Consider the following 15,888-nt stretch of genomic DNA (forward strand, 5'->3'; position numbering starts at 1 on the left):
GAGCCCGTCCCGGTCGGCGTTCCGCGCGGTGTGCGCGTGCGGACGCGTACGGGCGCGGCGGAACGCCGACGGGCCCCGGCGGTGTGCGCGGGGCCCGTCGGGGTGGCCGGCGGTTCAGGCGCTCGCGCTGCGCAGGCCCTCGACGTCGATGTGCTCCGTCTCGTCGTGCGCCGTCAGGTCGATGACCTGGCCGACACCGCGCGCCTCCTCGTCGGCGGGCTTGAACCGCGCCTCGGCGTCCGCCTTGTGCAGCGCGAGCGCCTCCTGGCCGACGACGTCGGCGAGGTCCTCGTTCTGCACGGCGTCCAGGGCGGCACCGCCCGTGTCCTTCTTCGTCCCGAAGAAGTCGAAACCGCCCTCGGACACCGGTCGCCGTACCGGTGCGGTCTGCGGTACGACCGCCACCGCCGTCGGCACGGTGAAGTGCCCGGAGGGCTGCCGCACGGACTGGGCAGGGGAAGCGTCCGACGCGGGGGAGGCGGTCGTGCGCTCGTGCTCGTCGGCCACCCCGGTCCGTCCCTCGGCCTCGCCCTCCTGCGCCCTCTCCTGCTCGGAACGCCTCGTGGGCTCGGGGCCGTCGTCCTCGGGACCCTCGGGGGTGTCCTCACCCTTCGGGGAACCGTCGTCCTCGGGGCCCGTGGGAGCGTCGTCGTCCTCCGGGGAGCCGTCACCCTCCGGCGTGCCACCGGTCCGGGCGTCGTCGGCCGGGCCGGACGCCTCGTCGGTCCGTACGTCCGTGCCGACGCCGTCCTCCGCAGCGTCCGCCGCGTTCGCATCGCCCGCGAGCTTCGTCAACGCCGCGTCGGCGCGCAGGAACAGCTTCGATCCCTGCGGCGAGAAGACCGAGGGGGCCGCCGGCGCCTCTCCGGTGACGGTCTCGTCCTGCTCCGGCGTCCCGGACGCCACCGCCACGGACGCCTCCGCCACGGGCTCCTCCGCGTCGTCGGGTGCCTCCGACGGTCCCGCGGGCAGGGCGTGGGCCGGAGCCGAGGCCTCTATCTCGAGCACCCGGCGCTCCTCCAGGACGCTCGCTCGGTCGACCTCCGACGCGGCGTACCGCCGCAGCAGAGCCGCGTGCTCGTTGCGCAGCCCGGCGAGTTCCGCGCGCTTGGCGCGCAACCGCTGCTCCAGTTTCGTCCGCAGTTCGCGCGACTCCTCGAGGTCGGACTCCAGTTCGGCGATCCGCTCCTCGAAACGCCATTCGTCGCTCGTACGCGCGCGCGTGAGTTCGGCGACGCGTTTGCCCGCCTGGGTGTCCCAGTACCGCATGACGACGGCGCCGCCGATCGCCGTGGCCGCGGCGGCCGCGGCCAGGACACGGAGCACCATCGGTTGCGTGAACACCCAGGGCCCCAGGGCGCAGACGACGGACACGCCCGCGATCGCCGATGGGGGCAGCATCCTGTGCAGGGGCGGGGAATGGCGGTGACGTCCACGTGGCATGGCCAGAAACTTACCGCGCGTAGGCGAATGTTGGTGCCCCGCCCCGTAAAAACAAAGCTGTACCGAGGCTTTCACAAGGCATCAGGAACGCACGCCCCACGTGAATAGACGCATTGCCCAATCATCAAGATCATTTATTCCCGCGCGAACCGTCCTCCGAACTTCACCCGGCGAACTCCCGTTTCCCCGGCTGTCTCGCCCGCGCGGTGAATCCCTCCCCCGAAACACCGCCCCGAAGGGCGCGATGTCACCGGAGGCCCGCATCGGCGCCGGCGCGAAGACCCCACGCGGAACCGCGGGGCGCGCTGCCGGCCGGGGCGCGCTCCCCGTCCTCCGCCGCCACGGGCCGCCCGGAGACGGCGGCGAGGCACAGCCCCGGGGGACCCGGACCGGACGTCCGGGAACCCGGCGACGAGGCGGCGGTGGACGGCCGGAACCCCTCCCCCGCCACGGCCGGCCGCGGGGCCCGGGCACCCCGTGTCCGTGCCCCGGAGGAGCCCCGGCCGCCCCGTCAGGCCCGGGGCACCCCCTCGCCCCTCGCTGGGCCTACGCTGAACATATGAGCAACCACAGCGGACCCCGCCAGGTCGCGGGCCTTCCTCACCGGGACCGCTGCGCGGTCATGGGGGTCGTGAACGTCACCCCTGACTCCTTCTCCGACGGCGGCCGCTGGTTCGACACGACGACCGCCGTCAAGCACGGCCTCGACCTGGTCGCCCAGGGCGCCGACCTGGTCGACGTCGGCGGCGAGTCCACCCGGCCCGGCGCCACCCGCGTCGACGAGGCCGAGGAACTCAAGCGCGTCATCCCCGTGGTCCGCGGCCTCGCCGCCGAGGGCGTCACGATCTCCGTCGACACCATGCGCGCCTCCGTCGCCGAACAGTCCCTCGCGGCCGGCGCCGCCCTGGTCAACGACGTCAGCGGCGGACTCGCCGACCCCGCCATGATCCCCGTCGTCGCCGCCGCCGGCGCCCCCTTCGTCGTCATGCACTGGCGCGGCTTCCTGGAGGGCGACACCATCAAGGGCGTGTACGCCGACGTGGTCGCGGAGGTCGCCGAAGAACTCCACGCGCGCGTGGAGGCCGTCCTGGAAGGCGGAATCGCCGCCGACCGCGTGATCGTCGACCCCGGCCTCGGCTTCTCCAAGGGTGCCGGCCACGACCTGGCCCTCCTCGCCCGCCTCGACCGCGTCCTGGCCCTCGGCCACCCCGTCCTCGTCGCCGCCTCCCGCAAGCGGTTCCTCGGCCACGTCCTGGCCGGCCCGGACGGCGCGCCCCCACCCGCGCGGGAACGCGACGCGGCCACCGCCGCCGTCTCCGCCCTCGCCGCACAGGCCGGCGCCTGGGCGGTCCGCGTGCACGAGGTGCGCGCCACCGCGGACGCCGTACGGGTCGCCCGCGCCATCACGCAGGCGCGCACGGCGGACACCGCACCCCTCGCACCCGGCGCGCACGGCGCGGAAGGAGCCCGGTGAGCGCGCCCCACACCGACGTCGAGCACGTCGAGGCCGCCAACACCGCCTTCTACGAGGCACTCGAGAGGGGCGACTTCGAAGAGGTCGCGTCGCTCTGGCTGACCCCCGGCGACCTCGGCGTCGACGAGTCGTACCACGACCCCGCGGACACCGGCGTGGTCTCCTGCGTGCACCCCGGCTGGCCGGTGCTCACCGGACGCGGCGAGGTGCTCAGGTCGTACGCCCTGATCATGGCGAACACCGACTACATCCAGTTCTTCCTCACCGACACGCACGTCTCCGTCACCGGCGACACCGCCCTGGTGACCTGCACCGAGAACATCCTCAGCGGTGGCCCCGCCCCCGAGGCCGGTGAGGAACTCGGCCCCCTGGTCGGCCAGCTCGTCGTCGCCACCAACGTGTTCCGGCGCACCCCGTCCGGCTGGAAGCTCTGGTCCCACCACGCCTCCCCGGTGCTCGCCGAGGAAGAGGACGACGAGGACGACGACACTCCGGCCTGAACGGGTAGACGGACCCCAGGGCCCGTCGCCCCTCACCGGAAGCGGCCGGCCTCACGGCGGGACGGGCAGGGGCCGCCCCGCCGTGAACCCCCGGCCTCGCCGGGGGAAACGGGCGGTGACCTCCCCGGCCACCGGCCCGTACCCGCGCCCCGGGCCACCGGCGCTGTCGGTGCCCGCGGGTAGATTCAAGTGCAGACCGGTGTGCCGCCCGCACAGGCACCGACCGGCCGGACCGACGACTGCAGGAGTGATTCGCGTGGATCGTGTCGCGCTGCGCGGCCTGAAGGCCCGCGGGCACCACGGTGTGTTCCCCAAGGAACGCGAGGAGGGCCAGACCTTCATCGTGGACCTCGTCCTCGGCCTGGACACCCGGCCGGCCGCGGCCGACGACGACCTGACGAAGACCGTGCACTACGGCATCGTGGCGGAAGAGGTCGTGGCGGTCGTCCAGGGCGAGCCCGTCGACCTCATCGAGACGCTCGCCGAGCACATCGCCCGGGTCTGTCTGAAGCACGACGTGGTGCAGGAGGTCGAGGTGTGCGTCCACAAGCCGGACGCGCCGATCACCGTGCCCTTCGACGACGTGACCGTCACCATCACCCGGAGCCGCGTATGACCAGGCCGTCCGACCGGGGCCACACCGATCCGACCGTCCAGCCCGTCCCCGCCTCCGTGGTCGAGCGGGTCGACGCCGCCGACACCACCCTGCACAATCCGAAACGGGCCGTGGTCTCCCTCGGCGCCAACCTCGGCAACCGCCTGGAGACCCTCCAGGGGGCCGTCGACGCCCTGGAGGACACCCCGGGCATCCGGGTCAAGGCCGTCTCCCCCGTCTACGAGACGGAGCCGTGGGGCGTCGAGCCCGGCAGCCAGCCCTCGTACTTCAACGCGGTCGTGGTCCTGAAGACCACCCTGCCCCCGTCCTCCCTGCTGGAGCGGGCACACGCGGTCGAGGAGGCCTTCCACCGGGTCCGGGACGAGCGCTGGGGCCCGCGCACCCTGGACGTGGACATCGTCTCCTACGCGGACCTCCACTCCGACGACCCGCACCTCACGCTCCCGCACCCCCGCGCCCACGAGCGTGCCTTCGTCCTCGCCCCCTGGCACGACGTCGACCCCGAGGCGGAACTCCCCGGCCGCGGCCCGGTCGCCGATCTCCTCGACGCGGTCACCCGCGAGGGCGTCACGCCCCGCGCCGACCTGGAACTCCGGCTGCCCGAGTAGCCGTTAAGGTCGAGACGACCACATTCCGGGGCACCGTCCGGGGGAACGCGAAGGGACACCGTGAAAGAACTGCGCATCAGGGTGCTGGCAGGCGTCTTCGTCGTGGCCGGCATCCTGTCCTGGGCCGGCGCCCGCCTCTGGAACTCGCTGGGCACGCTGCCGAGCGTGCCCGTGGCCGCGCCCATCGTCCTCGCCCTGATCGCGGTGGTCCTCGCGGCCACCGCGCTGTCCCTCCGCGCCCGCCTCAAGGCCCAGCGCGAGCGGCAGGCCGGCGCCAAGGGGGTCGACCCCCTGATGGCGGCCCGCGCGGTCGTGTTCGGGCAGGCCAGCGCCCTGGTGGCCGCGCTCGTCGCCGGCGTGTACGGCGGCACGGGCGTCTTCCTGCTGGAGTCCCTGGACATCCCCGCCCGCCGTGACCAGGCCATCTACGCCGGCCTCTCGGTCCTGGCGGGCATCGGCGTCATAGCGGCGGCCATCTTCCTGGAGCGCGTCTGCAAGCTCCCGGAGGACGACGACACGGGCGGCCCGGGCACGGCACCGGCGGCCTGAGACGCGCCCACATCGGTCCGGGGCGCCGGACGCACCACACCGGCCCGGAACCCGAAGCCCACCCGCACCACCACGGAACCTCAGGCCGCCCGCATCGGTCCAGAACCCCGGACGCACCCACGCCAGTCCGGAACGCGAAGCCCACCCGCCTCGGCCCACCACCTCAGGCCCACCCGCATCGGTCCAGAACCCCGGACGCACCCACGCCGATCCGGAACGCGAAACACACCCGCATCACCACGGAGCCTCAAGCAAGCCCGCATCGGTCCAGAATCCCGGACACACCCACGCCGGCCCGGAACCCGAAGCCCGTCCGAGACAACGCGGAGCCCCGGACCCGCCCGCGCCGGCCCACGTCCTCGGGCACACCCGCTCAGGCACACCCGTATCGGCGCACGCCGCGTCAGCGCGCCATGATCAGGCTCATCGCCTCGTTGCGGGTGGCGGGGTCGCGCAATTGCCCCCGCACGGCCGACGTGATGGTCTTCGCCCCGGGCTTCCGCACTCCCCGCATCGACATGCACATGTGCTCGCACTCCACGACCACGATCACCCCACGCGGCTCCAGGATGTCCATCAAGGAGTCCGCGATCTGCGTGGTGAGTCGTTCCTGCACCTGCGGGCGCCGGGCGTAGACGTCCACGAGCCGAGCCAGTTTCGAAAGGCCCGTGATCTTGCCGTCGACCGATGGGATGTAACCGACGTGGGCGACCCCGACGAACGGCACCAGATGATGCTCACAGCTGCTCAGGACTTCGATGTCCTTGACCAGCACCATCTCGTCGTGGCCGAGGTCGAACGTCGTCGTCAGCACGTCCTCGGGCTTCTGCCACAGCCCCGCGAAGATCTCCCGGTACGCCCGCGCCACCCGCGCGGGAGTCTCCAGCAGGCCCTCCCGGTCCGGGTCCTCACCGACCGCGATCAGGAGCTCGCGCACGGCGTTCTCGGCCCGCTTCTCGTCGAACTCTCCGACGGGGGCCATGCCGTCCAGCGTCACGGGGTCGGTCATCTGGGTGCCTCGTTCCTGTGTCTTCACGCGTGAGGGGCACGCGTCTCAACTGCGGGTACGTGAAATGCCGCGCCCCCCAGGCTAGAACCAGGGGGGCGCGGCATCCATTCCGGGCCCGGTGGGGCCACCGGGAGCCTCGGGATCAGCTCTCGGGGCGTTCCTCCGGGGTCCGCTCCGGAGCCGGGGCGGGGTCCGCCGCGGTGCTCTTGGCGGTGGTGATGGCCGGCGTCGCGCCGTTCGCCCCGTTCGTCAGGGCCAGCTCCTTGGGGGAGAGGACCGGCGGACGGGTGGACGGCGTACGGCGGGAGGAGCCGGTCCAGGCGGGCCTGGGCGGGCGCTTGACGATCGGCGCGAAGATCTCGGCGATCTCCTCCTTGCCCAGCGTCTCCCGCTCCAGGAGGGCCAGGACCAGGTTGTCGAGGACGTCACGGTTCTCGACGAGGATCTCCCACGCCTCGTTGTGCGCGGTCTCGATGAGCTTCTTGACCTCTTCGTCGACCAGCGCGGCGACCTCTTCCGAGTAGTCGCGCTGGTGGGCCATCTCACGTCCGAGGAACGGCTCGGTGTTGTCGCCGCCGAACTTGATGGCGCCGAGCCGCTCGGTCATGCCGTACTGCGTGACCATCGCGCGGGCCACACCGGTGGCCTTCTCGATGTCGTTGGCGGCACCGGTGGTCGGGTCGTGGAAGACGAGCTCCTCGGCCGCGCGGCCGCCCAGCATGTAGGCGAGCTGGTCCAGCATCTCGTTGCGCGTGGTCGAGTACTTGTCCTCGTCCGGGAGCACCATCGTGTAGCCGAGGGCACGGCCCCTGGAGAGGATCGTGATCTTGTGGACGGGGTCGGAGTTCGGGGAGGCCGCCGCGACCAGGGCGTGTCCGCCCTCGTGGTACGCGGTGATCTTCTTCTCCTTGTCCGACATGATCCGGGTCCGCTTCTGCGGGCCCGCGACCACACGGTCGATCGCCTCGTCCAGCATCTTGTTGTCGATCAGCTTCTGATCGCTGCGCGCGGTCAGCAGCGCGGCCTCGTTGAGCACGTTGGCCAGGTCGGCACCGGTCATGCCGGGGGTGCGGCGGGCGACGGCCGAGAGGTCGACGTCCGGGGCGACCGGCTTGCCCTTCTGGTGCACCTTGAGGATCTCGAGACGGCCCTGCATGTCGGGGCGGTCGACCGCGATCTGGCGGTCGAAGCGGCCGGGACGCAGCAGCGCCGGGTCGAGGATGTCGGGCCGGTTCGTCGCGGCGATGAGGATCACGCCGCCCTTGACGTCGAAGCCGTCCATCTCGACGAGGAGCTGGTTCAGGGTCTGCTCGCGCTCGTCGTGACCACCGCCGAGGCCGGCGCCGCGGTGGCGGCCGACCGCGTCGATCTCGTCGACGAAGACGATCGCGGGGGCGTTGGCCTTGGCCTGCTCGAACAGGTCACGGACCCGGGAGGCACCGACACCGACGAACATCTCGACGAAGTCGGAACCGGAGATCGAGTAGAACGGCACACCGGCCTCGCCCGCGACGGCACGCGCGAGCAGGGTCTTGCCCGTACCGGGCGGGCCGTAGAGCAGGACGCCCTTGGGGATCTTCGCCCCGACGGCCTGGAACTTCGCCGGCTCCTGCAGGAACTCCTTGATCTCGTGGAGCTCCTCCACCGCCTCGTCCGATCCCGCGACGTCGGCGAACGTCGTCTTCGGGGTGTCCTTGGTGATGAGCTTCGCCTTGGACTTGCCGAAGTTCATGACGCGGGAGCCGCCGCCCTGCATCTGGTTCATCAGGAACAGGAAGACGACCACGATGAGGACGAAGGGCAGCAGGGACAGCAGAATGCTCACGAACGGGTTCTGCTTGGACGGCGAGACCGTGTAGCCGTCCGGGATCTGCTTGTTCTGGAACTTGTCCTGCAGGGTGCTGGCGATGGTGACGCCCTGGTCACCGATGTAGCTCGCCTGGATCTTCGAGCTGTCCTTGACCTCGACGCCGTCCTTGAGCTGGACCTTGATGGTCTGCTCGTCACCGGTGGTCAGCTTGGCCGACTCGACCTTGTTCTCGTTGATCGCCTGGACGACCTCGCCGGTGTCCACCGTCTTGTAGCCGCCGGACGAGCCGACGACCTGCATCAACACGACCACGGCGAGGACGGCCAGCACGATCCACATGACCGGCCCACGGAAGTATCGCTTCACGTCCATCCATACGGAGCGGTGCCGCCCCGTCCCTCCTGCCATAGTGAGTTTGATAAAGACTGTTCTTCGGACGGTACCCCAGCATTGTCCCCCGAAGCTGCGAGGGACAGCCGGCGATCGCGTCCACGCATGCTCCAACGCCGCGGAGCCCGCCGGGGTTCCCGATCACCGTACGGCGGACCGGGCCCCGAGGTTCAGCCGCCGTAGACGTGGGGCGCGAGCGTACCGACGAACGGGAGGTTGCGGTACTTCTCGGCGTAGTCGAGGCCGTAGCCGACGACGAACTCGTTGGGGATGTCGAAGCCGGCCCATTCCACGTCGATGGCGACCTTGGCGGCGTCGGGCTTGCGCAGCAGCGTGCACACCTTGAGGGAGGCGGGCTCGCGCGAGCCGAGGTTGGAGATCAGCCAGGACAGGGTCAGTCCGGAGTCGATGATGTCCTCGACGATCAGGACGTGCCGGCCCTTGATGTCGGTGTCGAGGTCCTTGAGGATCCGCACCACACCGGAGGACTGGGTGCCCGCCCCGTACGAGGACACGGCCATCCAGTCCATCGTGACGGGGGTGGACAGCGCCCGCGCGAGGTCCGCCATCACCATCACCGCGCCCTTGAGCACGCCGACGATCAGCAGGTCCTTGCCCGCGTACTCCGCGTCGATCTTCGCCGCCAGCTCCGCCAGCTTGGCGTCGATCTCTTCCTTGGTGATGAGCACCTTCTCGAGGTCGGCACCCATGTCTTTCGCGTCCACCCGCATCACTTTCGGTCGTCCCACCGGCCGGTCCGGTCCGTCCCGCGGCTCGTACGGGTCGGTGGGGTCCGGATTCAGCCCTGCCGAATCACCAGTCTGCCACCCTGCCGACGGGCGACGACCCGGCCGGGGAGATTGATGGCCCCCTGACCGCGCCAGCCGGTGATCAGCCGGTCGACCTCCTCGATGTGGCGGGCGAACAGCGAACCGGCCGGCGCTCCGGCCTCGATGGCGGCCCGGCGCAGCACCCGGCGGCGCACGGCGGGCGGCAGGTCGTGCAGCGCGGCGCACTCCAGTCGGCCGTCGGCGTCGCGGACGCCGGCCGCCACCCGGCCGGCCCAGGCGTCGAGGGCGTCGGCGTCGTCGCGGGAGAGCTGGGCCGTACGGGCGAGGGCCTCGACGACGCCCTTGCCGAGGGCCTTCTCCAGGGCGGGCAGGCCCTCGTGGCGGAGCCGGGAGCGGGTGTAGGCGGGGTCGGCGTTGTGCGGGTCGTCCCAGACGGGCAGGGACTGGACCATGCAGGCCTTGCGGGCGGTCTGCCGGTCGAGCTGGAGGAAGGGGCGCCGGTAACGGCCGCCGGCCCCCGAGACCGCGGCCATTCCGGACAGGGAGCGGATGCCGGAGCCGCGGGCGAGGCCGAGCAGGACGGTCTCGGCCTGGTCGTCGCGGGTGTGGCCGAGCAGGACGGCGGCGGCGCCGTGCCGTTCGGCGGCGGCGTCCAGGGCGGCGTAGCGGGCGTCCCGGGCGGCGGCCTCGGGTCCGCCGTCGCGGCCGACGGTGACCGCGACGGACTCGACGGGGTCGAGGCCGAGTTCGCGCAGGCGGGAGGCGACTTCGGCGGCGCGCAGGTCGGAACCCGCCTGGAGGCCGTGGTCGACGGTGACGCCGCCGGCGCGGACGCCGAGGCGGGGGGCTTCGAAGGCGAGGGCGGAGGCGAGCGCCATGGAGTCCGCGCCGCCGGAGCAGGCCACGAGCACGAGCGGCGAGGGGGGCCGTTCGTGCGGTGTGCGGCCGGGGGCCCGGCCGTGGTCGTCGAGGATGTCGTTCAGGACGCGGCGGACCGCCAGACGTATCGCCGCGACCGCAGGATGGGGACCCATGTCCGGTTCCCTTCATGAAATTGTCGGGGGGGGCTGAGCCCGAGGTTCGGTCACTCAGAGTGTGTAGATGGTGACAGAACCGGGCCGTTCCCCGAGCATTGCACGCCTACTCAGGGCTCACGGTCCCTCGGACGGGTGATTGGAGGGGCGTTTGTCTGCCGTCGGCCGTGCGCGGAGCATGACGGTGCGCGGTGCTCAGGCTTCCGGTTTGCGGTGCACCCGGGTGATCCAGTCCGCCGGTTTGGCGATCTCCGCCTTGGTGGGGAGCGTGTTGGGCGAGGTCCACACCCGGTTGAAGCCGTCCATGCCGACCTCCTCGACGACGGCCCGCACGAAGCGTTCGCCGTCGCGGTACTGACGGAGTTTGGCGTCCAGGCCGAGCAGCTTGCGCAGGGCCATGTCGAGGCGGGAGGCGCCCTTGGCGCGGCGCTGCTGGAACTTCTCCCGGATCTCGGCGACGCTCGGCACGACCTGGGGGCCGACGCCGTCCATCACGAAGTCGGCGTGCCCCTCCAGGAGGGACATCACGGCCGTGAGGCGGCCGAGGATCTCGCGCTGGGCGGGGGTCTGCACGAGTTCGACGAGGGAGTGCCCGTCGTCGCCCTCCTCGCCCTCGGGGCGGCCGCCGACGAGGGACTGGGCGGCTTCGCGGACGCGTTCCAGGACGGTCATGGGATCGACGTCGGTCTCCCCCAGGAACGACTGGATCTCCCCCTCCAGATGGTCCCTCAGCCAGGGCACGGCGGTGAACTGGGTGCGGTGGGTCTCCTCGTGGAGGGTCACCCACAGGCGGAAGTCGTGCGGTTCGACGTCGAGTTCGCGTTCGACGTGGACGATGTTGGGGGCGACGAGCAGCAGCCGGCCGCCGCCGTTCGCACCGGCCGGGAGGTCGCGGGTGGCGGGGGCGAAGGTCTCGTACTGGCCGAGGACGCGGGAGGCGAGGAAGGACAGCAGCATGCCCAGCTCCACGCCGGTGACCTTGCCGCCGACGGCGCCGAGGACCACGTTGCCGGGGCCGGTGCCGCGTCGTTCCTGCATCTTGTCGAGGAGCGGTTTGAGCAGTTCGCGGAAGCCGGCGACGTTGGCCCGGACCCAGCCGGGGCGGTCGACGACGAGGACGGGGGTGTCGTGGGTCTCCTCGGTGCCCAGACGAGTGAAGCCCCGGACGTGCTCCTCCGAGGCCTTCGCGTGCCGGCGCAGTTCCGCGACGACGGCCCTGGCCTCGTCGCGGCTCACGTCGGGGCCCGGCCGCATGAGGCGGGTCGCGGTCGCGACCGCGAGGTTCCAGTCGACCATCCCGGAAGAGGCAGCACCACCGATGCTCGTCATGCGTCAACGGTACGTGAGTGGCCCGGTTTCGGGCAGGACGGCGAGGTGACCGAGGTGGTCCGGGAGCGTCGGCGCCGGGGTGGGTGACCGGCGGGCGCGGGCCGTTCCTCGTAGCTCTCGGTTTCTCGCCCCCCGCCGCCCCTTCCCTCCCCCGCTCTCGGCTTCGCTCGAGCGGGAGGTACCTCCATCGTCCCTGGGGGCTCCGCCCCAGACCCCCTTGCGCAGTTCCCCGCGCCCCTACTGGTCCCCGCGCCCCTGAAGGGGTCAGCGGCAGCCGCACTCCGCCAGGGCCGTGGCCGCCTTGTCGAGGGCCGACTGGGCCGCTGTCGGGTCGGTGGTGCCGTTCGCCAGGAAGGCGAAGGCCAGCAGGCGGCCGTCCTTGTCGACGACCGTGCCCGCCAGGGTGTTCACGCCGGTGAGCGTGCCGGTCTTGGCGCGTACGACACCGGCCGCGCCGTCGGTGTAGCGGCCGGCGAGGGTACCGGTGAAGCCGGCGACGGGCAGGCCGGTGAGGGCGGGGCGCAGCTCGGGGTGGGTCGGGTCGCCGGCCTTGACGAGCAGGTCGGTGAGGAGGTCGGCGGTGAGCTTGTCGCGCCGGTCGAGGCCGCTGCCGTCCTTGATGTCCGCGCCCTTCGTGGACAGTCCGAGCTGCTCCAGGCGGGCGGTGATCGCCGCACCGGCGCCGGCGAAGTCGGCGCTCTCGCCGGTGGCCAGGGCGGTGTGGCGGGCGAGGGCCTCGGCGAGGTCGTTGTCGCTGTGGGTCAGCATCCGCTCGACGAGGGCGGCCAGCGGGGGCGAGGAGACCGCGGCGAGGGTGGAGGCGCGGGTGGTGGCCTTCGACGGGCCGGGCGGCGTGGTCTTGACCCCGTGTTCCCCCAGCAGTTCGCCGAACCTCCGCGCGGCGTCGGCCGCCGGGTCCGCGACCCGCGGCGCCGGGCCGCTGGTGGAGCCGTCGGTGCGGGCCTCGTCGACCATGAGGGGGGTGACGGCGGCGATGTTCGGGTTGACCCCGATCGGGTGGAGCGTGGCGCCCTCGTAGAGGGTCGTGTCGTACGACAGCGTCACCTCGCGCACCCCGCGCTTGGCCAGGGCGGCGGCGGTGCGCTCGGCGAGGTCGCGCAGGCTCGCGAGTTCCCCGGCGTCCTCCCGCGCGGTGAGCGTGGGGTCGCCGCCGCCGACCAGGACGACCTCCTCGGTGTCGGGCTCGTACACCGCGCGGGTGGTGATGCGGTGGTCGGCGCCCATCGCGGAGAGCGCGGCGACGGCGGTGGCGATCTTGGTGGTGGAGGCGGGGACGAGCGCCTTCCCGGAGCCGGTGGCGTGGAGCCGTTCGCCGGTGGCCACGTCGACCACGGCGGCGGAACGGCTGCCGAGCGCGGGATCCCCCAGCAGCGGGTCGAGAACGGTGCCGAGGGCCTCGCCGCCGGGTGCCGACCTCACGGTGGCGGCGGTGCCGTCGAGGCCGGTGAGCACGGGGACGGCCGGCGGGGCGGCCTGGGACCCGTGGGGCGGCGTACCGGCGTGGGCGCGGCCGCCGCCGTGATCTGCGCCACGCGCGGCTTCCAAGGCCACGGCCCGGTCCCGCTCGGCCGTACGCTGGCCCGCGGAGTCCCAGGGACCGGCGGCGGTCACCACACCCGCGGCCAGCGCCAGACCGGCGGTGGCGGCGGTCGCGGTGAACTGCCAGGTCTTCGGCCGCGGGACCCGCGGTGATCCCGGCCGGTCCGGCCGCGCGGACCGGGGCCCGACGGCCTCGGCGACGCGCGCCAGACGCGGCCGTACGGTCTCCGCGGCCCGGGCGAGACGCGGCCGTACGGCGTCCGCGATCCGCGCGACATGCGGTCCCGCGGCCCGCCAAGGCCTCAGCTCTGGCACGACCACCAGCCCCTTTCGCGATCACACACCTGCGTGAGGGACACTTAACCACCAGAACTATGTGCTGATCATGGAGGAGCGTCCGGTGGAGTTCGACGTCACGATCGAGATCCCGAAGGGTTCGCGGAACAAGTACGAGGTGGACCACGAGACGGGTCGGATCCGCCTGGACCGTCGGCTCTTCACCTCGACCGCCTACCCGACCGACTACGGCTTCGTCGAGAACACCCTCGGCGAGGACGGCGACCCGCTGGACGCGCTGGTCATCCTGGACGAGCCGACGTTCCCGGGCTGCCTGATCCGCTGCCGCGCGATCGGCATGTTCCGGATGACGGACGAGGCCGGCGGCGACGACAAGCTGCTGTGCGTCCCGTCGACGGACCCGCGCGTGGAGCACCTGCGGGACATCCACCACGTGTCCGAGTTCGACCGCCTGGAGATCCAGCACTTCTTCGAGGTCTACAAGGACCTGGAGCCGGGCAAGTCGGTCGAGGGCGCCAACTGGGTCGGCCGGGTGGACGCCGAGGCGGAGATCGAGCGGTCCTACAAGCGTTTCAAGGAGACGGGCGGCCACTGAGCCCTCCCGCCGCCGCACGGCAGAACGGGCCGCACGCGCGCGCGTGCGGCCCGTTCTGCCGTGCGTGCGCATACTGAGGCTGTACGGGGCAGGTTTACGGACGGTGTCGCGGACGGGTGTCGCGGACGGTGTCGTAAAGGGAGAGCGGAGCAGGTGAGGGACGCGGAGGACCGCAAGCCGCAGTCGGACGAGGCGAGGAGCGCGTTCACTCCTCCCTCCGGTGTCGCGGCGCCGGCCGAGGCCGAGTCGTCGACGACCTCCGAGTTCGCCGTCCCCGAGGGGCTGGCCGTCCCGGCGACCGGTACGGAGTCCGAGACGACCTCCGAGTTCGCCGTTCCCGACGGCCTGGAGGTGTCCCCGCCGCCCCCGGACGGGACGGAGGGGTCGGCGTTCAGCACGCCGAGCACCTACAGCGCGGAGCAGTCGGCGGCGTTCACCCCGGCGAGCGGGATCCCGCTGGTCAGCCTGGCCAAGGACGTGCCGTGGCAGGACCGGATGCGCACCATGCTGCGCATGCCGGTGACCGAGCGGCCGGCGCCGGAGCCGGTGCAGCGGCACGACGAGGCCGGGCCGGCCGTGCCGCGCGTGCTCGACCTGACCCTGCGCATCGGCGAGCTGCTGCTGGCGGGCGGCGAGGGCGCCGAGGACGTGGAGGCGGCGATGTTCGCCGTGTGCCGCTCCTACGGTCTGGACCGCTGCGAGCCCAACGTCACCTTCACCCTGCTGTCGATCTCCCACCAGCCGTCCCTGGTCGACGACCCGGTCACCGCGTCGCGCACGGTGCGGCGCCGCAGCCCCGACTACACCCGGCTGGCCGCCGTCTACCAGCTGGTGGACGACCTCAGCGACGACGAGGCGCACGTCTCCCTGGAGGAGGCCTACCGCCGGCTGGCGGAGATCCGCCGCAACCGGCACCCGTACCCCGGCTGGGCGCTGACCGCGGCGAGCGGGCTGCTTGCGGGTGCGGCGTCGGTGCTCGTCGGCGGTGGCTTCCTGGTGTTCGTGTCGGCCGCGGTGGGCGCGATGCTCGGCGACCGGCTGGCCTGGCTGTGCGCGGGGCGCGGACTGCCGGAGTTCTACCAGTTCACGGTGGCCGCGATGCCGCCGGCCGCGATCGGGGTGGCGCTGACGCTGGCGCACGTGGACGTGAAGGCGTCCGCGGTGATCACCGGTGGGCTGTTCGCCCTGCTGCCCGGACGGGCGCTGGTGGCCGGTGTGCAGGACGGCCTGACCGGTTTCTACATCACGGCGTCCGCGCGTCTGCTGGAGGTCCTGTACTTCTTCGTGGGCATCGTGGCCGGGGTGCTGACGGTGCTGTACTTCGGCGTGCAGCTGGGCGCCAGGCTGAACCCGGACGCGGCGCTCGGCGTCTCCGACGACCCGCTGTGGCAGATCGCCGCGTCGATGGTGCTGTCCCTGGCCTTCGCGGTGCTGCTCCAGCAGGAACGGTCCACCGTGCTGATGGCGACCCTGAACGGCGGGGTCGCCTGGGTGGTGTACGGCGCGATGCACTACACGGGCGACATCTCCCCGGTGGTCTCCACGACCGCGGCGGCGGGCCTCGTGGGCCTGTTCGGACAGTTGCTGGCCCGGTACCGGTTCGCGTCCGCGCTGCCGTACACCACGGCGGCGATCGGGCCGCTGCTGCCCGGTTCCGCCACGTACTTCGGCCTGCTGGGCATCGCCCAGAACGAGGTCGAATCGGGGCTGACCTCCCTCACGAAGGCGGTGGCCCTGTCCATGGCCATCGCGATCGGGGTGAACCTCGGGTCGGAGATCTCGCGGATCTTCCTGCGGATCGGGTCCGCGGAGAAGCGCCGGGCGGCGAAGCGGACGCGGGGCTTCTAGGCCGTGTGCCGAGAGTGGATCCCGGGCTGTGAACG

14 protein-coding genes are annotated in these 15,888 nt (G+C 72.3%); 7 read left to right on the forward strand and 7 right to left on the reverse strand.

The window, feature by feature from the left end; all coding sequences use genetic code 11:
- Nucleotides 1-114: 114 nt before the first annotated feature.
- Nucleotides 115-1,443 (reverse strand): hypothetical protein, encoded by a 1,329-nt coding sequence (locus tag ACH5AO_RS34415; RefSeq protein ID WP_398931657.1) that lies wholly within the window; start codon nt 1,441-1,443, stop codon nt 115-117.
- A gap of 559 nt (nt 1,444-2,002) precedes the next feature.
- Between ACH5AO_RS34415 and folP the strand changes: the two genes are divergently transcribed.
- The 5 genes from folP (at nt 2,003) to ACH5AO_RS34440 (ending at nt 5,190) form a co-directional block, all read left to right on the forward strand.
- Nucleotides 2,003-2,917, forward strand: a complete 915-nt coding sequence (gene folP / locus ACH5AO_RS34420) for a dihydropteroate synthase (RefSeq protein WP_398931659.1) — start codon at nt 2,003-2,005, stop codon at nt 2,915-2,917.
- Nucleotides 2,914-3,417 (forward strand): nuclear transport factor 2 family protein, encoded by a 504-nt coding sequence (locus ACH5AO_RS34425; RefSeq protein ID WP_217128848.1) that lies wholly within the window; start codon nt 2,914-2,916, stop codon nt 3,415-3,417. The genes folP and ACH5AO_RS34425 overlap by 4 nt, the downstream gene beginning before the upstream one ends.
- A 256-nt stretch (nt 3,418-3,673) precedes the next feature.
- Nucleotides 3,674-4,033 carry a dihydroneopterin aldolase gene (gene folB, locus ACH5AO_RS34430; RefSeq protein ID WP_361741840.1) on the forward strand — a complete coding sequence of 120 codons (360 nt, stop codon included), beginning with the start codon at nt 3,674-3,676 and terminating at the stop codon, nt 4,031-4,033.
- Nucleotides 4,030-4,641: a 2-amino-4-hydroxy-6-hydroxymethyldihydropteridine diphosphokinase gene (gene folK / locus ACH5AO_RS34435; protein WP_398931662.1), complete on the forward strand. Its 612-nt coding sequence runs from the start codon at nt 4,030-4,032 to the stop codon at nt 4,639-4,641. Before folB ends, folK begins: the two co-directional genes overlap by 4 nt.
- A 60-nt stretch (nt 4,642-4,701) precedes the next feature.
- On the forward strand, nt 4,702-5,190 hold the full coding sequence (locus ACH5AO_RS34440; RefSeq protein WP_398931664.1) for a DUF3180 domain-containing protein: 489 nt from the start codon (nt 4,702-4,704) through the stop codon (nt 5,188-5,190).
- 403 nt (nt 5,191-5,593) lie between these two features.
- Here the strand turns inward: ACH5AO_RS34440 and folE are convergent, their stop codons facing one another.
- The 6 genes from folE to dacB form a co-directional block, all read right to left on the reverse strand.
- A complete protein-coding gene (gene folE / locus ACH5AO_RS34445; RefSeq protein WP_398931666.1) occupies nt 5,594-6,199 on the reverse strand; it encodes a GTP cyclohydrolase I FolE in 606 nt (201 codons plus the stop codon).
- A gap of 142 nt (nt 6,200-6,341) precedes the next feature.
- Nucleotides 6,342-8,381: an ATP-dependent zinc metalloprotease FtsH gene (gene ftsH / locus ACH5AO_RS34450; RefSeq protein ID WP_398931668.1), complete on the reverse strand. Its 2,040-nt coding sequence runs from the start codon at nt 8,379-8,381 to the stop codon at nt 6,342-6,344.
- Nucleotides 8,382-8,569: 188 nt separating this feature from the next.
- Complete coding sequence (gene hpt, locus ACH5AO_RS34455; protein ID WP_398931710.1) at nt 8,570-9,130, reverse strand: hypoxanthine phosphoribosyltransferase; 561 nt, start codon at nt 9,128-9,130, stop codon at nt 8,570-8,572.
- A gap of 68 nt (nt 9,131-9,198) precedes the next feature.
- On the reverse strand, nt 9,199-10,224 hold the full coding sequence (gene tilS / locus ACH5AO_RS34460) for a tRNA lysidine(34) synthetase TilS (protein ID WP_398931671.1): 1,026 nt from the start codon (nt 10,222-10,224) through the stop codon (nt 9,199-9,201).
- Nucleotides 10,225-10,419: 195 nt separating this feature from the next.
- A complete protein-coding gene (locus tag ACH5AO_RS34465; protein ID WP_398931673.1) occupies nt 10,420-11,553 on the reverse strand; it encodes a zinc-dependent metalloprotease in 1,134 nt (377 codons plus the stop codon).
- A 264-nt stretch (nt 11,554-11,817) separates the two neighbouring features.
- Complete coding sequence (gene dacB, locus ACH5AO_RS34470; RefSeq protein ID WP_398931675.1) at nt 11,818-13,434, reverse strand: D-alanyl-D-alanine carboxypeptidase/D-alanyl-D-alanine-endopeptidase; 1,617 nt, start codon at nt 13,432-13,434, stop codon at nt 11,818-11,820.
- 79 nt (nt 13,435-13,513) lie between these two features.
- On the opposite strand from dacB, the gene ACH5AO_RS34475 reads away from it, so the two are divergent.
- Both ACH5AO_RS34475 and ACH5AO_RS34480 read left to right on the forward strand, forming a co-directional pair.
- Nucleotides 13,514-14,005, forward strand: coding sequence for an inorganic diphosphatase (locus ACH5AO_RS34475; RefSeq protein ID WP_030828087.1), 492 nt, complete (start codon nt 13,514-13,516; stop codon nt 14,003-14,005).
- 153 nt (nt 14,006-14,158) lie between these two features.
- Nucleotides 14,159-15,853: a threonine/serine exporter family protein gene (locus tag ACH5AO_RS34480; protein ID WP_398931677.1), complete on the forward strand. Its 1,695-nt coding sequence runs from the start codon at nt 14,159-14,161 to the stop codon at nt 15,851-15,853.
- Nucleotides 15,854-15,888 lie beyond the last annotated feature (35 nt).

The organism is Streptomyces sp. NPDC018964, assembly GCF_044390325.1.
In the GTDB taxonomy this organism is placed as follows: domain Bacteria; phylum Actinomycetota; class Actinomycetes; order Streptomycetales; family Streptomycetaceae; genus Streptomyces.